Source organism: Paenibacillus sp. FSL L8-0333 (genome assembly GCF_037965665.1).
In the GTDB taxonomy this organism is placed as follows: domain Bacteria; phylum Bacillota; class Bacilli; order Paenibacillales; family Paenibacillaceae; genus Paenibacillus_AQ; species Paenibacillus_AQ odorifer.
In genome coordinates, this window is record NZ_CP150186.1 from 1,320,655 (window position 1) to 1,335,938 (window position 15,284).

Here is a 15,284-nt window from a genome sequence, read left to right on the forward strand (position 1 = left end):
AATCTCTGCTCAAGGGAGGGGGTTTTAATGAAAAGTAAATTTACCGGTTGTCCTGCTAAGGGCAAAACAGAAGGCTCAGTTACAATTTTTCTAATCATGGTGCTGGCTTTCGTCTTTCTTTTTACTGCTGTGCTGATTGATTATGCGCGAATTGCTGCGTTCAACGTTCAGGAGGAACGATTAGCGAGAGCCAGTGTCCGCTCTGTTATGTCTTCATATCATGTTGAATTACGAGAGAAGTACGGTTTGTTTGCATTTGGTGATAGCAATGGAGATATGCTGCTGTCCAAAGTGCTCAACGAAAATTTGCATAAAAGTGGGCGGGGGGATACGTTCAATCTCTTACCCTTTGCACTGGAATCCTCCTCCTTGGAATGGAGCCGGCCGCTGGGAAGTTATGATGTTTTTCGTCATCAAATACTGGAAGAGATGAAGTATAAGGCTCCGGTAGATTTCGCCTTGGAGCTGGCAGGTAAATTCAAACCGCTGTCAGGCGTAATGGCAGAGGCCTCAAGAGCTACCGAATTACTTAGTAAGCTGCAACCTTTATATGATGAACGTGAAGAGAATTTGGATCTAATGTTAGAGCGGAGAAGCCAAGCGTCGGAGAGTGGAAGAAGAATACTGCTATGGATTATGAATCCGCCCGGGGATTCTATCTCGGCCCATTCGCTCGGAAGCATGCAAGCAGCCGCGGATATACCAGCACAGTATAGTGACTATCTCGGGAAATATTACGACGATCTGTATCGTGATAGTAAAAAGCCTGCAAAGTACACTTATCAGTTGGCACTTTATCAGAGCCGAACTTCAGAAATGTTATCGCGGCTCCCAGCCTTATTAACAACCTTTCGTGAAGAACATGGACAATCAATGGAGGAAGCGAAGGATGCGTTAAACAAGGCGCAGCAATTGAATGACGAGATGAGAGATGTTTTGGCAGCTTCCCGAATAAGTGGCGTAAATCTGGCGGACGATCCTGCTAAAGACTGGGATATTCCGGGAAGTTCAGGGGAAATAAGTGCTGAGCCACTTAAAAAGCTGCATGAACAGGAAGATGCCTTGATCCTCTCTTCGGCTGACATTAGTAGTATGGAGAATAGTTTATTTATGCAGCAAAGTGTGTACGAATCCATTGAACCGACGGTAACAGGATTGTCAGCAGAGCTGCAGGAAGCTTTGGGAGTCAACGGCGATTCCTACCAAATGATTTCCTCTGTTCTAGGGGCTTCGCATGTAGTGGACAACTATTATAAAAAATACGGTAAGAAGGGAAGTGTAATCGCTAGTGATTTGGCTTTTCTTGAACAGCATCGCAGCTCGGATAAAGCACGTAAGCAAGTAGAGTGGGAAGCTAAATCCAAGCTGGGCGAGGTTAGAGCACTGCTGGACAAGATTAGAATGCTAGGTAGCGGAGCGGCAGCTTCGATGGAACGTTATCAAATCCTTCATCAATTTTATGAGGACAATGTTTCATTTAACAACGGATTGGAGTCTCAATCCTCTGATAAATCTGAAGTATCCTCAGATCCCTATGCTGCTGGAAGTTCGGCGATGAAGGATATTGACGGGATTTATGCAGCAATGAGTGGCATTATGGGGGGCGCTAGAGACAGGCTTTTTCAAACGGAGTATTCCGCGCTTTATTTTCAGCATTTTGATGTTTCAAAGTTAGCTAGTCTGGCACTGAATTCTCTGGAAGACACTAGTGAGCTCACAGATCAGCTTGATCCTCGCGCTCAGGAGCTGGAATACATTTTATACGGATTTCATAATCCCGCGGGTAATGTGGCTGCAGCCTATGCCGAAATATTCGCGATGAGGTTGTCCATTCGCACGATGGAAGGTTTTATAGAGAAGGCAACCTTGGGAAATCCACTGGCTGTTCTAGCGGCGGCACTGTTGTATGGAATCCAGCATGCCATTCAGGATATGTTGCAGCTTTGTGAGAAGGATGCGATTCCTTTATCTAAATATATGCCGGCGCAGCTGACTTACCGTGATCATCTGCGACTGTTCATGATAATGCATGGAGGCGGGGAAGTGCAGCTGTCGCGGATGCTGGCTCTGATTCAACTGAACACAGGAATAAATCCAGAGGAAAGAAACACCTATGTATCATCGGACATTAAGCTCCAAATGCAGTTATGGTTTCTGCCAGGTGTAGTTAAAATGTTGAATTATACTGCTGGTTTTCCGGGAGATGTACAAGGAAATAAGTATCTGAGGGCAGTAAAAGCTGATTATTCTTATTAGCGGGAGGTTGGTAAGGAGATGGGGGATGGGTATGGAATCAGAGGGGAGGACAAGGAAGAAGGTAGCATGGTAGTAGAAGCGGCGATGATTCTTCCGTTCTTCCTGCTATTCGTCCTGTTCCTGATATCTATCGTACAGATGACCTTGTATTCGACAGCTTTGCAAAGTACAGCATCAGACACTGTAAAGTCTATTTCAACTCATATGTATCCTGCGGCTTTGGCGGTGCAGAAATGGGGAACATCCAGCGAAGTAAGTGATGATTCAGGGTGGGATGACAGTGATCATTCTGCTGGCCTGAATTGGACTATTCCTCGCTTGTCACTTACTGATTGGGGCAATAGTTATGCTGAGTCTTTACCCAATCCGTTAAATGAGTGGGTTATGTCCGCTTTAGAAAGTGGTGAGGGACCGTTGCAGAAGCTTCAGGCAGAGACCAGTGAAAGTGTACTTGATCTTGCGATCAAACCTTTATTGAAACCATACCTGACATCAGATTTACTGGATTATGAGCGAATTCATGTATCCAATGTTATGGTGCCGGAGCTAAAAGAGGGTACTTGTCCATACCTTGGGCTAGTGGTTAGTTATAAGCTGCCGATGAAAGTCCCCTTTCTAAACCAAAGTATTGTATTAGAAGCAAGTGCTGTTGAACGTCTCTGGATCGGGGATACAGGAGAAGGCACAACCAAGGAGGGGAACGGTACTGGCCAACCAGAAGAATTCATTGAAATCTTAGAAAAGCCGAACCCGGCTGTAGCGAATAAGCAAGGCAAGGTTCGTGCCAGAATACCGCCGGATGCTTCTGCCAGCTTGTCAGTCTTTTATAAGAGCGGGGGCAGTACTGCCAAATATTTAGGCTGGAAACAAGCGGATGCAGATGGATATATCGAGTGGGAATGGAAAATTGGCGTAAATACCACACCGGGCTCGTGGCCGTTTGTTATACAACTGGATGACGGTAGATCTGTTGAGGTTATGTTCACAGTAGTGAAGTGAAAGGGTGGAAAAAGGAGTGTAATAAATGGCAGAGTGGGCATTTTGGGGATGTCTACCGTTTTTAGCAGCGGCACTTATTACAGATTTAAAGTCGATGAGAATACCAAACTGGATCACCTTGTCAGGCTTTTTCACTGGTCTGCTCGCACAAGGGGTGATAAATAGCTGGCATGGACTGCTGAGGGCTTTCGGGGGAGCTGCTGTAGGATTTACAGTCCTTCTGATCATGCATTTAATAGGGGCGGTTGGCGCGGGGGATGTTAAGCTTTTTGCTGGAATCGGCGCGTGGACAGGGATGTTTTTTACGCTGCAAGTCGTGATGTACTCCGTACTATTTGGAGCTTTAATAGGCTGGCTAATTGTTTTAAAGAGACGGGAGGCGATCAGTCGTTCGCGTAAGATCATCAGCAGAATTTCTGGATTCATTTTATGGAAGAGTCCGTTTCTATTAAAAAATAACGATAGTGAACTGTTGAAATTCCCTTTCATGCTGGCTGTTATCCCTGGTTCCATATGCGCTTATCTATACTTTTAGTTCGGGAGCTGATGTTTGTTGTTCGGATTAACCCATGATTTTATACAACAGGATGGTATATATATGATCCTTGGTGAACCCGAAGGAATACCTGCGGAGAAGCTTAATTTGATTCAGGCACGCATGCTGATGAACACCGACATTCCTCATCATTTGAGGCTGTTACTTAGAGAAATAGATATGAAGGTTACTATGGAATACGCTGTTTTACGCAAAAAAATGCTTAGTCATCTACTCAAAGGAGAGAAGCTAAGTATGAACTCGTTTTACGGGTTATTGCTGCAAATTGCCCAAGGCATGGAAGATGGCAGGTTATATATGCTGCGGGCGGAACAGTATGCTTTGCATACAGATTACATTTTTATTGAAGGGTCGTTACAGAGCGGTAAAGTATACCTAACCTACATACCCATTCAGGAGAGTAAGTCTGTTTCAAAGCTTGGAGAGTCACTCAAGACACTGATTATGGTGTTAATGGCATCTATCACAGAGCTTACTGGCAGTGGTGTGCAAAGACTATTGCAATATTGCAGTGAAGAGGGATTTACTCCAGCTGGCTTAAAGATTCTTTTATCAGAGTTGCTGACAGAAAGAGAGCCCGTTACACCTGAAAGACAGCTTCATGAAGGTGTAAAAGAATATCTAGTGAAAGAGGCAGCAGCTCCACCATTAAGAAAAATATATGAGCATCGCGAAGATAAGGAATTGGAGCTGCAGCCGACTGCTACTCCTTGGATCAGCAGCTATCCTAATCTTAAGATAAAAGAGGAGGAGAGCCTGTCTCTAAGCTTGGAGGATGAGCAGGTAACGAATCCACAAGCCTCAAGCTCAAGAACCTATATAGTGCTAGGGTTTCTATTAGGCGATGCACTACTGTGGAAGTTTCTATATTTGGATAGTCCCAAGCCGTTATGGCTTGCCGTCTGTGGAGTTGTGACGATTGTATTGGCTGTTTTAAGCTGGATGGTTTGGAGCGGAAGGCTAAAGGTTGGTAAAGAAGATGTTGATGGCCTGGGTGAGGATTCTGAAGATACTAACTGTAATCCGAGTCGAAAAGAATTGGAGTGGAATTTTGGCAGGAACCCTGTGACTTCTACGCGTTCTCCAGCAACAATTCCAAAGATAACTCCGCAATCCTCGGATTCAGCAGCTAGCGTTCCGGCGACACGTTATGAATCACTAGCAGAGGAACAAAGTTCTGTTAAAGCACCAGAAGCAATAGCTCCAACAACCTTATTATCACAGGAGAAACCGCCTGAGCAAGGACGACAAATCGAAAAGCTGGATCGGAGTATTCCTTATCTCCAAAGAAGCGGTGAGGAGGGCGAAGAGGCAGAGATGATCGAGTTAAATCGAACTAGCTTCATTATCGGCCGATCGGCAGAGGTGGCTCAATATGTGGAAAGATCAGAAGGCGCCTCTAGAGTACACGCTGAGATATCTAGAAGCACCAGCGGATATATTCTGAAGGATCTTGACTCCAGAAATGGAACGCTTTTTCAAGGTGAAGCCATGGTCCCGTATAAAGAGTATCCACTAACAGAGGGGACCACATTTAAAATTATAAAAGGAAGCTACACATTTCATACAGTATGAAGGTGAGTTCTAACGATGAATGTGGCTCTACAATTTTTGTTTTTTCAAATCTTCTAAAGCGACTTGAAGTGTAGGGAAGGTAAAGTCAAAGCCATGATTTAATGCCGCTGCGGGCAGGACGCGCTGACCTTTAAGTAAGATTTCGGATAATTCTCCGGCTGCTGTTTTTAACAGGAAGGCTGGTAAAGGGAACCAATGTGGCCGTTTGTAGACTGTGCCGATCGTTCTGCCGAACTCTTCGTTCGTTACCGGATGTGGAGCAGTCGCATTAACAGGTCCGTTAATCGTTGGATTTTGCGTACAGAAATCAATTAGACGGATGATATCCGTCAGATGGATCCAAGAGAGCCACTGCTTTCCAGAGCCAATGTTTCCGCCAAAACCTAATAAATAAGGCAGCTTCATTTTGGGGAATGCTCCGCTCTCATTGCCGAGCACAACTCCGGTACGCAGCTTGACCACGCGGATATCATGGTAGGTTTCATCTGAAGCCTCTTCCCATGTCTTAACTACTTCTGAAGGGAAATCCATGACCTGGGCTGGTGAGGACTCATTAAAAGTATCCTCTAAAGAGGTACCGTAAATCGCCACGGCGGAAGCCTGAATGATTACGGAAGGCTTTTGCTTCATTTGATCTACTAACTTAGCTGCTGCGGAAACGGTTGCAAGTCGGGACTGCATAATCGCTTTTTTGCGACTTGGACTCCAGCGCTGGCTAAGGGAAGCTCCGGCGAGATTAATTAGGGCAGCTGCATTTTCCACTGGAGCGGGATTAGAACTTAGACTGTCCCAGGTGTGGTAACTCAGCTTAGGATGAATTGTTGTTGCGTCTTTTGGTAAATTCCGACCTACAATAGCAACTTCATTACCTGCTTGCAGCCAGTATTTTGCTAGTTCGCTACCTATAAAACCGGTGCCGCCACATATCACATATTTCAAAGGAGGGCCTCCGTTCTAAATCGTACAATTCATTAAAAATTACTTAAACAAATGCTGGTAAGCAGAGTAATCGATTTTATTCTTTTCGAGAAAATTGACAAGAAAACGGTTATCGCGCCGCGGTGTGGCAACTATGTAACCTTTAATGCAGTGATCGCGAGTAACTTCTTTTGCATTGCTCTCGACTGCGATTTTTCCGATCTCGGCAGCAATAGAATGCTTCGCAATATCACGAAATGGCCCAGGTACAGGTTGAACAAGCTGGTCCAAAAAGGCCTTTGTTTCGTCACTCCAGAGCGGGCGGCTACGTTCCACCCAGTAATTTTGCCAGTCTAGCTTTGACTTTCCATCAGCTTTGGGCAGGACCTTTAGGAATTTGCGGAACATAAAAAAACCGCCGATACACATGGAACCAAGCAGCATAAATGTCCAGAAAGCGATAGAGTTCATAAACCAATTGCTCGGTGTGGATAATAAACCAAGTCCTGATTGGATAAACATGCATACACCACCTTTTGGCAATGAGGATTCTCACACGAATTATTCTCATATTAAAGTATAGCTTATTTCCAAAGTTTTGCGAAGCAGAACCCGGCATATTGGCCTCGTCTAGATTTATTTTTCCGATCACGGTAGAATAGGGGTTAATTCGTGAAGGAAAGAGGGAAGAAGTATGCTGAAAATAGGTTCACACGTGTCTTGCTCGGACAAGGGTCTTTTGACCGCAGCAAATGAAGCAAATGAGTATGGTTCCAGCTCGTTTATGATATATACAGGAGCGCCGCAGAATACGCGCCGCAAGCCGATTGATGCCATGTATCCCAACGAAGGGAAGCAGGTTATGAAAGAGAATGGTGTAGAGGAGATTGTTGTCCATGCACCTTACATTATTAATCTCGCTTCCTATAAAGAGAATACGTATCAACTGGCTGTTGATTTCCTGCAAGAGGAAATTCGCCGTACCCATGCACTTGAGGTCAAGCATATTGTATTACATCCAGGTGCGTTCACTGATAAAGATGCTGAATATGGTATTCAGCGGATTGCAGATGGTCTGAATGAGGTGCTTGGAGGCACGAACGAAACGGAAGTGCATATCGCTTTAGAAACTATGGCTGGTAAGGGAACAGAGATCGGCCGCAGTTTTGAAGAAATCGCTTCTATTATTGCTAAGGTCGAACATAACGAACGTCTGTCGGTCTGTCTTGATACTTGCCACATTCATGATGCTGGCTATGATATCGTTAATGATTTGGACGGTGTTCTCAACAAATTTGATGAGACTATCGGATTGAACCGTCTTGGTGTAATCCACATTAATGACAGTAAAAATCCATGTGGCGCTCGCAAAGACCGTCACACTCCAATTGGCTCGGGTTGGATTGGCTTTGATACGATTAACAAAATCGTACACCATGAAAAGCTGGAAGGTCTGCCTTTCATTCTGGAGACCCCATGGATTGGTAAAGATGCTAAGACACAACGTCCGATGTATGAGGTGGAGATCGCTTTGCTGCGTGGTAATGTAGCTGAACGGTTTGGAGCGGAATTCGTGCAGGATGTTGAAACATTACGTGAATTTTTTGCCAAGCAGGAGATCGATTCCCGTCAATATGTACTTAATGTCTGGGAGCTGCTGAAGAACGATGCCAAAGCTAAAAAAGCTGATCCACGTGAACCACTGGAGCGTCTATACGATGAAGTTGTCGCTGCCCAGCTGTTCCCGCAGCTAAGCGAGGAAGCTATTAATCATCGCTTAATTGCTTGGTTAGCAGGCAAATAAGTGCTCGTGAACGCTTAAGCTATACTTCAGATTGCGTATGTAGATGAGAGGATGGGAAGAGGGTCATGGAATTACACGTAAAAAGAAACAATTCGTCAGGTGTCGAGCATTATTCCAACCGGGCACGTATGCTCATTTCCTGTCCTGACGGACCGGGAATTGTGGCGGCTGTATCACACTTTCTGTATCAGCATGGCGCAAATATTGTGCAGTCAGATCAGTATACGATGGATCCAGATGGTGGAATGTTCTTTATGAGAGTCGAGTTTGACCTACCTGAATTAGGCGATCGTCTGGAAGAGATTCGCTCTCAATTTGGCGGAGTGGCGGAGCGTTTTAAGATGGACTGGAAGATCTTTAATGTTCGTCATAAGAAGAAACTTGCCATATTCGTCTCTAAAGAAGACCATTGTCTTGTTGAACTGCTCTGGCAGTGGCAAGCGGGCGATCTCGATGCCGATATTGCCCTCGTCGTTAGTAACCATTTGGATATGAAATCTTATGTCGAGTCGTTTGGCATTCCATTTCATCATATTCCAGTCACAGCGGATACTAAGGCTGAAGCAGAAAAACGCCAGTTAGAGGTCATCGGAGACGATATCGATGTTATTATATTGGCACGGTATATGCAGATTATTTCGCCGTCCTTTATTGAGCATTATCGCCATCAGATTATTAATATTCATCACTCTTTCCTGCCTGCCTTTATTGGCGGCAATCCATACGCCCAAGCGTATCAACGTGGGGTGAAAATTATCGGGGCAACTGCTCACTATGTTACTGAAGAACTAGACGGTGGACCGATTATTGAACAGGATGTACAGCGGGTAAGCCACAGTGATGATGTTATTGAGCTGAAACGGATTGGACGTACCATTGAACGTGTTGTTCTGGCTCGTGCGGTGAAATGGCATATCGAGGACCGGATTCTCGTCCATCAGAATAAAACTGTAGTATTTAAATAAAGGTATTCTCCGGTGAAAGCAACGATTATGCCCGAGGGCTTTCACCGGAACCCTTTAATTTAATAGTTCTCTAAATCTCTATGAGGTAAAAAAGCATTTTACCAGCAGCTTGGCTATTTATGCCAAGGTGCTTTTTGTCGTTCTCAAAAATCATGTAGTTAAGGAGGTGGAAGGTTTGTCGTTACAGCGGGGACGTTTGTTAAAACGTAATTATTTCTTCGCAAGTCTCATTTTGATTACTGGATTCGGGGGATTGCTAGGTTATGATCTCTATTTCAAGCCCTACGTGCTTTCCCAAACCGTGGTCAAAGTTAAGGTGGGAGCTGGGGAGTCTCTACCTAAAAATTATGAGCTGAAAGCAAGTGATTTGTATCTGGATTCTGTTCAGACCAAGGATATACCCTCTGGTGTAATTACGGAAATCGCACAAGTGGAGCACAAAATTACGAATGTGAATCTGACTAACGGTAGTATTTTGACAGCATCACTGGTGGATGTTAGTGATTTAGAGCCTTTGCGGGATGAAGGTATATTTCCTATTCCGAAGGAGGCCATCTATGCCATTAATGGTTCGTTGCGAAGCCGGGATAAGGTAGACATTTATCTTGTAGAAGGTGATCGAGAGAAGCAGCGAGAGGCGCTCGTTTCAAATACAGGGGAAAAAGAAAACGAGGAGCAGGTGAAAGAACAAAGCTGGCTTAGCGATCCTGCTAAAGAGATCTTCTTATCTGGAGTTACCGTGAACTATGTGCGAACAGAAGACAATAATGATGTGCAGGATTCTGAGAAAGGTAACAACAATAACCGATTCACTTCTACTGGCAAGGTGGCGACACCAGAATTGAAGCTGAAGAAAAATGAGGGTCAAAGGCTAGGGAAATTTTTGGAGCAGGGCAAAATGCTGTGGATCGTACGGGTAGAGTAGGGGGAGATTGCCTTGAAAATATTTAGTCTGGGCATAGATCAGTTAACGATTAATGATATCAAAAACGCGGGATTTAATGTAGTTACACAAAACGTGTATCCCGATCCGGCGCATACCGAAGGTCATATGTTAATGGTTACTAGTGACCAGGTACCTGTTCAAGCGCTTAGCGAGCTGCGATACAAATATCCAAGCTCTATGATCCTGTATTTATATCTGCAAAAGGGAATTCGGGGCTATCAAGCTGTGCATATGTTATGTGAAAGCTTAGGTCTATATTTTATTCCTCCTCGTTCTACCTCGTCAGCAGTGATAGAGAAGATTCGTTTTATCCTGGAAGAGGATGGGGAGGAACGGAGCAATTTGGTTGGTTTTTTTGGCTCAGGTCCAGGCATTGGTTGCACAAGTGTGGCGAAGCTGTTTGCAAGACGAATTGCTGCGGCAGGTCTACGTGTTCTTGTACTTGGTTTGGATCTATATGATCCCGGGTATGAGCGCAAAGCTACGATCAGTCTAGACAAACTGCGCCCCAAGCTTACAGGGAAGATGATTCATGATGAAGATTTCCAGCAATTGATTAGACAGGATGGCTATTTGTATCTACCGGGAAATTACGACTACTTAAGTGTTCAGGATTATCTGGAGGAGGAGATCGAATATTTCTTGGCTAGAGCTGGAGCAAATGCAGATGTGGTTATTGCTGATTTCGGTTCAATTCCCGAGAGTGCTGCGTGGTATGTCGGTATGCAAAAGTCGTCGTTACGCATGATTGTCACTCATCCTAAACATGAATACAGATTAGAACCTCTTTTCGAGCTTACGGGGCATATAGATCTGCGTCCGCATGATTTCCAGCTGATCATTAACCGCAGTAATGTGGAGGAAATATCTTCGTCCAAAAATATGGCCCTTAGATTTGGTACTGAAATCTTGCTGGAGTTACCGTATTACCAGCCCTTGCAGGAAAGCTTGCCTCTAGGCAAAAAAGAGCTGCAGCATGTGGATGATAAGGTACATTCTCTATTGGTGTCGATGGGATTAGCGCCAGAGGCCAAAAAGAAAGGGATATTTCTATGATTGAAACTCTCGCGAGTCGTCCACTCTTTTCTCTAAAACAAAGCGTGTTACGCACTAGCAAACCGGGCAAGGAAGATTTTTATGCTTTTTTACAAAAAATGAAGACCGAGATGAACGAAGGATTAGAACGTGAGGATGACGCTTACTTCGAGCTAAATGCAAAGGCTTTGATTGGCGATCCGCAGGCAGTTAGTTTTTTTATGAATGAGATTGAGAAGTACTTACGAAAAACACCTTTTACTGGAAAGGTTCCAGAAGCGTACCGAACGGCGGCAGAGGCGCTGTATCACGAGTGGAAGGGCTTTGGGCCAGCGTATCGTTGGTTTACTGATCGTGCATACAGCGAGTCAACTGGATTACAAATGATTGGGAAGCAAATTTTTTATAACTATAAAGGTGAATTTATAGCTTATCCGTATGAGATGCCTTCACTGGATCGGGTGGAGCAGCTGAAGCGTTCCTTACTAAAAAGTGATCCCAATAAAAAGCTGAACAAGGATAATCCTTCGGTGGAGTTCAAAATGGATGATCCGCTCTGGCCAGGTAGATTTATTCGGCTTGCGATTTGGGTATCACCTAGGGTCTGGGAGGGTTTTACTACGATATCACTGCGGCGACAGGTTGTAGAATTCCTGGATTTGGAGGATCAAGCGGGTACGGAATGTATTCCTGCAGAGGCGGTTGAGTTCATTCGTGCTTTATCGTCCACGTTTCGCAATACCATTATTGCAGGTGCTGTAGGGTCAGGAAAAACAACCTTTGCCAATACGATCGTTGGTGAGCAACTACTTGGCTCTTCATCCTGCATGGGAGTAGTGATGATAGAGAAACATCCGGAATCCATTTTACCGTATCAAATTAAAGGCCATCGGATTATTCCAATTCAAGCTGCGAATGAGGAACTGATGGAGGTGGGAGTAGAGTCGCTGCGGCATGACCCAAATATTTTGTATATGACAGAGATGCGTTATAACGAGTGGGAATTTTATTTGTGGAGTGGGGAAAAAGGATACGACGGGATTACCGGAACCTTCCACACCGTGGATTCGGAGGACATTCCTTATCAAGGTGCGTTTGCTGTGTCGACAAGAATTGGCGGGAGTCTTAAGGGGCATTTGATCTCTGCGCTGAAATCATGCGAGCTAGTGTTTATTTTGGAGAGTGTTCCGAACGGGAAGAAGCGGCTGGCGCGAATATCAGAAATCTTTTACGAAGAGGATAGAAATTCAGTGTTTGCTAATGATCTTATGCGCTGGGAGCCGCAGGAAATGTGTTGGTCTTACAATGACAAGCTGACGAAAAATCTGATGCTGAAAATGACTAAGAAAAATGCGCAGGCTACGCAGATTGTCCAAAAAGAGCTGGGACGACTTGCTTCAACAAAGCCGATGGATCAGCCGCTTAAAGAAAGCTTGAAATCTAAGATAGTACTTAATGAGTGAGGAGGTGCAGCTATGGATTTACTATTGTATATTTTTCGTTTTGTCCTTCATTTATGGATTGCGTGGGGACTGTGGTTACTCACCAAACTGCTCATCGAAAGGCATTTACGGCAGGTAGTCCAGAAAGTGGATTTTCGAATTAAACATAAGATGAGTATTTTTGGCAAAAGAGTCAGCTCGGTTAAAAAAAGGCTGTGGCTCTACCGCCATCTGGACAAGCTTCTCTATTTCGTACACCGGAAGTATGAACCGGGCATTAGCGTTATGCGTTTTGTTATGCGTACAGCCATTTTGTTTATTGCGGTTTTCTTATCAGGACTACTGACACTTAGTGAGCTCCCTGGAAGGTTGCGTTTTAACAATCCTTTTTTGGAGGGGATTACTTTTAATGAGGGACAGCCGATTCAGGGGGCGTGGAGATTTCCGCTTTTTATAGCTGTAATATCTGCGACGATTCCTTATTTTCGTATGAGATACATCTATGCACAGCGGAAGGTACATGGAAGCTACGATCTCCTCGATGTAGTCAAAATCTCCACCAAATTCACACATTTGTCGGTAGATTCGATCCTTGATCGGACAGCGGATTTTCTTACGGATAAAAATGTACTAAAGAGCCCTCTGAAGCTGCTAGGTGCCGCATTTTCTAATTACAGTAATGAGAAGGAGCTTGTTGAGGAGGCAGGGAGATTCTCCAGCGCGATTGGCACCACCTTCGCTTTAGAGTTTATATCAGATTTGCTCTATGCCGAGAAGGAGGGAACCCGTTATTTAAAAAGCTCGCTAATGCTGTTGAATCGTTCTATGGAGCAGCAGAGAGAGACGATTTTGACTGTAAAAACAGGAAGCAGAGATGCGATCAGCCTTGGCTTATATGGGAATCTTCTGGTGCTGGTATCTACGGTTGGAACCTTTATGTATATGCTGAAGCCCGATGTCTATTTTCAACTGCAGTTCGAAACTACGGTAGGTCTTTCCTTTTTGATGGTGATCGTCTCCGGCCTTTTTATCTCTTTTGTGATCAGTACTATTCTTGCCAGACCCAAACTGGACTACCACTAAGGTGATGAACTATGGATAGATTATTACTACTAATTACAGTGATCGGGATCGTGTATATCGCATTACTTGTGTTTGTGAGCAGCAGCAGTAAGCAGGAACGATATCTTGTCCGACTGGGCATACGGTGGAATGCGCTGGGTGAACGCGTGCAGAGTGATAGATTTCAGCAATTATTGAATGAATGTGGTTTATCAATTTCAGCTCGAAAAGTTACGCTATTTCGTTATTCAGCGGCAATCATCTATTTATTTAGCCAAGTCGTCAGCAATTTCATCCGATCTGTTCCTTTTTCATTCTATGACCCTCTAATTGCTCTACTTATTCTCGTAATCAGCAGTCCGATGCGTTATCTTCCGCTTGGTTGGGTGTTGGCGTGGCTTCACCAAAAGACGAATATTCAAAAAGATGGCGAGTTGATCTCCTTCATTCGCCTCTATGAGAATAATCGCCTACGTAAGCGCGGATATGTGCAGTTTGGTGCTTTTTGTGGGAGTACAGCGGGACATTTTCAATATATACGTCAGGACTTGTATGAGCTGTCAGAACGGGCAGTAGATGAGGGTGTGGAGGGGGCGATTGAATGGTTTTGTGCCAAATTTCCGGATAACCATCACTTTATTAATGACATCCGGTCCATTTTGCTGGCTACAGAAGGTATGGATGATGATACGGAAGCTGCAAACTATTTGCGTGAACAAGGCAAAGTTATCTCCAAAATCTCCAGCGATCAGTATTTAAAAAAATGGTCATTCATCGGTGATCTATCGACGATTATTAATGTTATTCCATCGATTGCTACTTTTTTGATGATCGTTGCGATGGCGATGCAGTACATTTTGCTAATCAAAGGAAATTTTAATGGAGTCGGCATGTTCCAGTGAAAAATTGTATATTCAACCTTATTTTTAAAACCTAAAATAAAAAGGGAGAAATTAACAATGAAAAAAGACGCTATTTCTACAGGTTTGTTTATCGCTATCGGTTTTTTGTGTGTGGCCATCGTAATTGCCATTTTGATTCCTCTGGTGCGTGACGTGATTAATGCTGCCGATGATAATAGACCGACGATCCCGGGGGTATCTCTAACTCAACCGCTGGTTCCTAGCCAAACTGCTGTAACTATGTCCATGACTTACGTTTCGGTATAAATCAGATGAAAAAAGACTCTATTTCCGTCGCTATGTTTTTGGCCATTGGATTTATAATTGCGGGGATGTTTGTCACGGTAGCTACGCATATGATCGGCAGCAGTCAGGACGACATCATCTCACATACTAAGCAAGTGGAACAGTATTAGAAGGAGGCGTATCTAATGAAGGAGACCGTCCTCCGGGCATTGTTCATGTGGCTAGTCCTGTTTATTATCCTGCAGCCTATCTTCACCTACATAGATTATCTGCTAGATTTACAGGTCAAAGCTAATACGTCCTATATCACACAAAAAGCAGCAACAGAGGGGATGGTTACAGCTTCTATGCGGAATGAAGTAATTTCAAATCTGAAGGCGATTGGATTTTCTGAAGCTTCGATAGAAATTATGAGCAGTACAGACACCGTTCAAGAGCGAAAGCAACGAATTGATGTGTATGTAACCGCGCCGCGGATAAATCTGTTTCCTTATAATTTTTCTACGGTTTCGCAGCCGACTCGATATTATGGGCATGGATCAATTATGAGTGAGTATCTCGATTGACTAAGGGATGAG

Annotated in this window: 16 protein-coding genes; 14 read left to right on the forward strand and 2 right to left on the reverse strand. The window is 44.2% G+C overall.

Annotated elements, in window-relative coordinates; translation table 11 throughout:
* The first annotated feature begins 27 nt into the window (after positions 1 to 27).
* Genes NYE72_RS05760 through NYE72_RS05775 form a run of 4 tightly spaced genes read left to right on the forward strand, consistent with a single transcriptional unit; the run spans position 28 to position 5,386 of the window.
* The gene (locus NYE72_RS05760) at positions 28 to 2,256 is read left to right on the forward strand and encodes a hypothetical protein (RefSeq protein WP_339211456.1); all 2,229 of its coding nucleotides are present in this window, start codon (positions 28 to 30) and stop codon (positions 2,254 to 2,256) included.
* An 18-nt stretch (positions 2,257 to 2,274) separates the two neighbouring features.
* A complete protein-coding gene (locus NYE72_RS05765; protein ID WP_076272060.1) occupies positions 2,275 to 3,255 on the forward strand; it encodes a TadE/TadG family type IV pilus assembly protein in 981 nt (326 codons plus the stop codon).
* Between the two features lie 25 nt (positions 3,256 to 3,280).
* Positions 3,281 to 3,790 carry an A24 family peptidase gene (locus NYE72_RS05770; RefSeq protein ID WP_076316888.1) on the forward strand — a complete coding sequence of 170 codons (510 nt, stop codon included), beginning with the start codon at positions 3,281 to 3,283 and terminating at the stop codon, positions 3,788 to 3,790.
* A gap of 18 nt (positions 3,791 to 3,808) precedes the next feature.
* Entirely contained in the window at positions 3,809 to 5,386 is a 1,578-nt protein-coding gene (locus tag NYE72_RS05775; RefSeq protein WP_339211459.1) for a DUF6382 domain-containing protein, read from the forward strand.
* Between the two features lie 27 nt (positions 5,387 to 5,413).
* Here the strand turns inward: NYE72_RS05775 and NYE72_RS05780 are convergent, their stop codons facing one another.
* Positions 5,414 to 6,316 carry a TIGR01777 family oxidoreductase gene (locus tag NYE72_RS05780; RefSeq protein WP_305953632.1) on the reverse strand — a complete coding sequence of 301 codons (903 nt, stop codon included), beginning with the start codon at positions 6,314 to 6,316 and terminating at the stop codon, positions 5,414 to 5,416.
* Between the two features lie 48 nt (positions 6,317 to 6,364).
* Positions 6,365 to 6,826 carry a DUF2621 domain-containing protein gene (locus NYE72_RS05785; RefSeq protein ID WP_036681700.1) on the reverse strand — a complete coding sequence of 154 codons (462 nt, stop codon included), beginning with the start codon at positions 6,824 to 6,826 and terminating at the stop codon, positions 6,365 to 6,367.
* Positions 6,827 to 6,998: 172 nt separating this feature from the next.
* Between NYE72_RS05785 and NYE72_RS05790 the strand changes: the two genes are divergently transcribed.
* The 10 genes from NYE72_RS05790 to NYE72_RS05835 all read left to right on the forward strand — a co-directional run bounded on the left by NYE72_RS05790 (position 6,999) and on the right by NYE72_RS05835 (position 15,272).
* Entirely contained in the window at positions 6,999 to 8,108 is a 1,110-nt protein-coding gene (locus NYE72_RS05790) for a deoxyribonuclease IV (protein ID WP_038569120.1), read from the forward strand.
* A 65-nt stretch (positions 8,109 to 8,173) separates the two neighbouring features.
* The gene (gene purU / locus NYE72_RS05795; protein ID WP_036681703.1) at positions 8,174 to 9,073 is read left to right on the forward strand and encodes a formyltetrahydrofolate deformylase; all 900 of its coding nucleotides are present in this window, start codon (positions 8,174 to 8,176) and stop codon (positions 9,071 to 9,073) included.
* 175 nt (positions 9,074 to 9,248) lie between these two features.
* Complete coding sequence (locus tag NYE72_RS05800; protein WP_339211462.1) at positions 9,249 to 9,998, forward strand: SAF domain-containing protein; 750 nt, start codon at positions 9,249 to 9,251, stop codon at positions 9,996 to 9,998.
* A gap of 12 nt (positions 9,999 to 10,010) precedes the next feature.
* Positions 10,011 to 11,075, forward strand: coding sequence for a hypothetical protein (locus tag NYE72_RS05805; protein ID WP_038569124.1), 1,065 nt, complete (start codon positions 10,011 to 10,013; stop codon positions 11,073 to 11,075).
* Complete coding sequence (locus NYE72_RS05810) at positions 11,072 to 12,517, forward strand: ATPase, T2SS/T4P/T4SS family (protein WP_036681708.1); 1,446 nt, start codon at positions 11,072 to 11,074, stop codon at positions 12,515 to 12,517. Before NYE72_RS05805 ends, NYE72_RS05810 begins: the two co-directional genes overlap by 4 nt.
* Before the next feature lie 12 nt (positions 12,518 to 12,529).
* Positions 12,530 to 13,579 (forward strand): hypothetical protein, encoded by a 1,050-nt coding sequence (locus NYE72_RS05815; RefSeq protein WP_339211465.1) that lies wholly within the window; start codon positions 12,530 to 12,532, stop codon positions 13,577 to 13,579.
* An 11-nt stretch (positions 13,580 to 13,590) separates the two neighbouring features.
* The gene (locus NYE72_RS05820; protein ID WP_076274600.1) at positions 13,591 to 14,460 is read left to right on the forward strand and encodes a hypothetical protein; all 870 of its coding nucleotides are present in this window, start codon (positions 13,591 to 13,593) and stop codon (positions 14,458 to 14,460) included.
* A gap of 57 nt (positions 14,461 to 14,517) precedes the next feature.
* A complete protein-coding gene (locus NYE72_RS05825; RefSeq protein ID WP_076316894.1) occupies positions 14,518 to 14,727 on the forward strand; it encodes a hypothetical protein in 210 nt (69 codons plus the stop codon).
* Positions 14,728 to 14,732: 5 nt separating this feature from the next.
* Positions 14,733 to 14,876 carry a hypothetical protein gene (locus NYE72_RS05830; protein WP_155288092.1) on the forward strand — a complete coding sequence of 48 codons (144 nt, stop codon included), beginning with the start codon at positions 14,733 to 14,735 and terminating at the stop codon, positions 14,874 to 14,876.
* Positions 14,877 to 14,891: 15 nt separating this feature from the next.
* A complete protein-coding gene (locus NYE72_RS05835) occupies positions 14,892 to 15,272 on the forward strand; it encodes a hypothetical protein (protein ID WP_339211467.1) in 381 nt (126 codons plus the stop codon).
* Positions 15,273 to 15,284 lie beyond the last annotated feature (12 nt).

Excerpts from the sequence above, each read along its gene's own strand:
- purU (WP_036681703.1), top strand. The coding sequence starts at position 8,174 with ATGGAATTACACGTAAAAAGAAACAATTCGTCAGGTGTCGAGCATTAT.
- NYE72_RS05810 (WP_036681708.1), top strand. The coding sequence starts at position 11,072 with ATGATTGAAACTCTCGCGAGTCGTCCACTCTTTTCTCTAAAACAAAGC.
- NYE72_RS05825 (WP_076316894.1), top strand. The coding sequence starts at position 14,518 with ATGAAAAAAGACGCTATTTCTACAGGTTTGTTTATCGCTATCGGTTTT.
- NYE72_RS05790 (WP_038569120.1), top strand. The coding sequence starts at position 6,999 with ATGCTGAAAATAGGTTCACACGTGTCTTGCTCGGACAAGGGTCTTTTG.
- NYE72_RS05770 (WP_076316888.1), top strand. The coding sequence starts at position 3,281 with ATGGCAGAGTGGGCATTTTGGGGATGTCTACCGTTTTTAGCAGCGGCA.
- NYE72_RS05765 (WP_076272060.1), top strand. The coding sequence starts at position 2,275 with ATGGGGGATGGGTATGGAATCAGAGGGGAGGACAAGGAAGAAGGTAGC.
- NYE72_RS05815 (WP_339211465.1), top strand. The coding sequence starts at position 12,530 with ATGGATTTACTATTGTATATTTTTCGTTTTGTCCTTCATTTATGGATT.
- NYE72_RS05835 (WP_339211467.1), top strand. The coding sequence starts at position 14,892 with ATGAAGGAGACCGTCCTCCGGGCATTGTTCATGTGGCTAGTCCTGTTT.
- NYE72_RS05760 (WP_339211456.1), top strand. The coding sequence starts at position 28 with ATGAAAAGTAAATTTACCGGTTGTCCTGCTAAGGGCAAAACAGAAGGC.
- NYE72_RS05785 (WP_036681700.1), bottom strand. The coding sequence starts at position 6,826 with ATGTTTATCCAATCAGGACTTGGTTTATTATCCACACCGAGCAATTGG.
- NYE72_RS05830 (WP_155288092.1), top strand. The coding sequence starts at position 14,733 with ATGAAAAAAGACTCTATTTCCGTCGCTATGTTTTTGGCCATTGGATTT.
- NYE72_RS05820 (WP_076274600.1), top strand. The coding sequence starts at position 13,591 with ATGGATAGATTATTACTACTAATTACAGTGATCGGGATCGTGTATATC.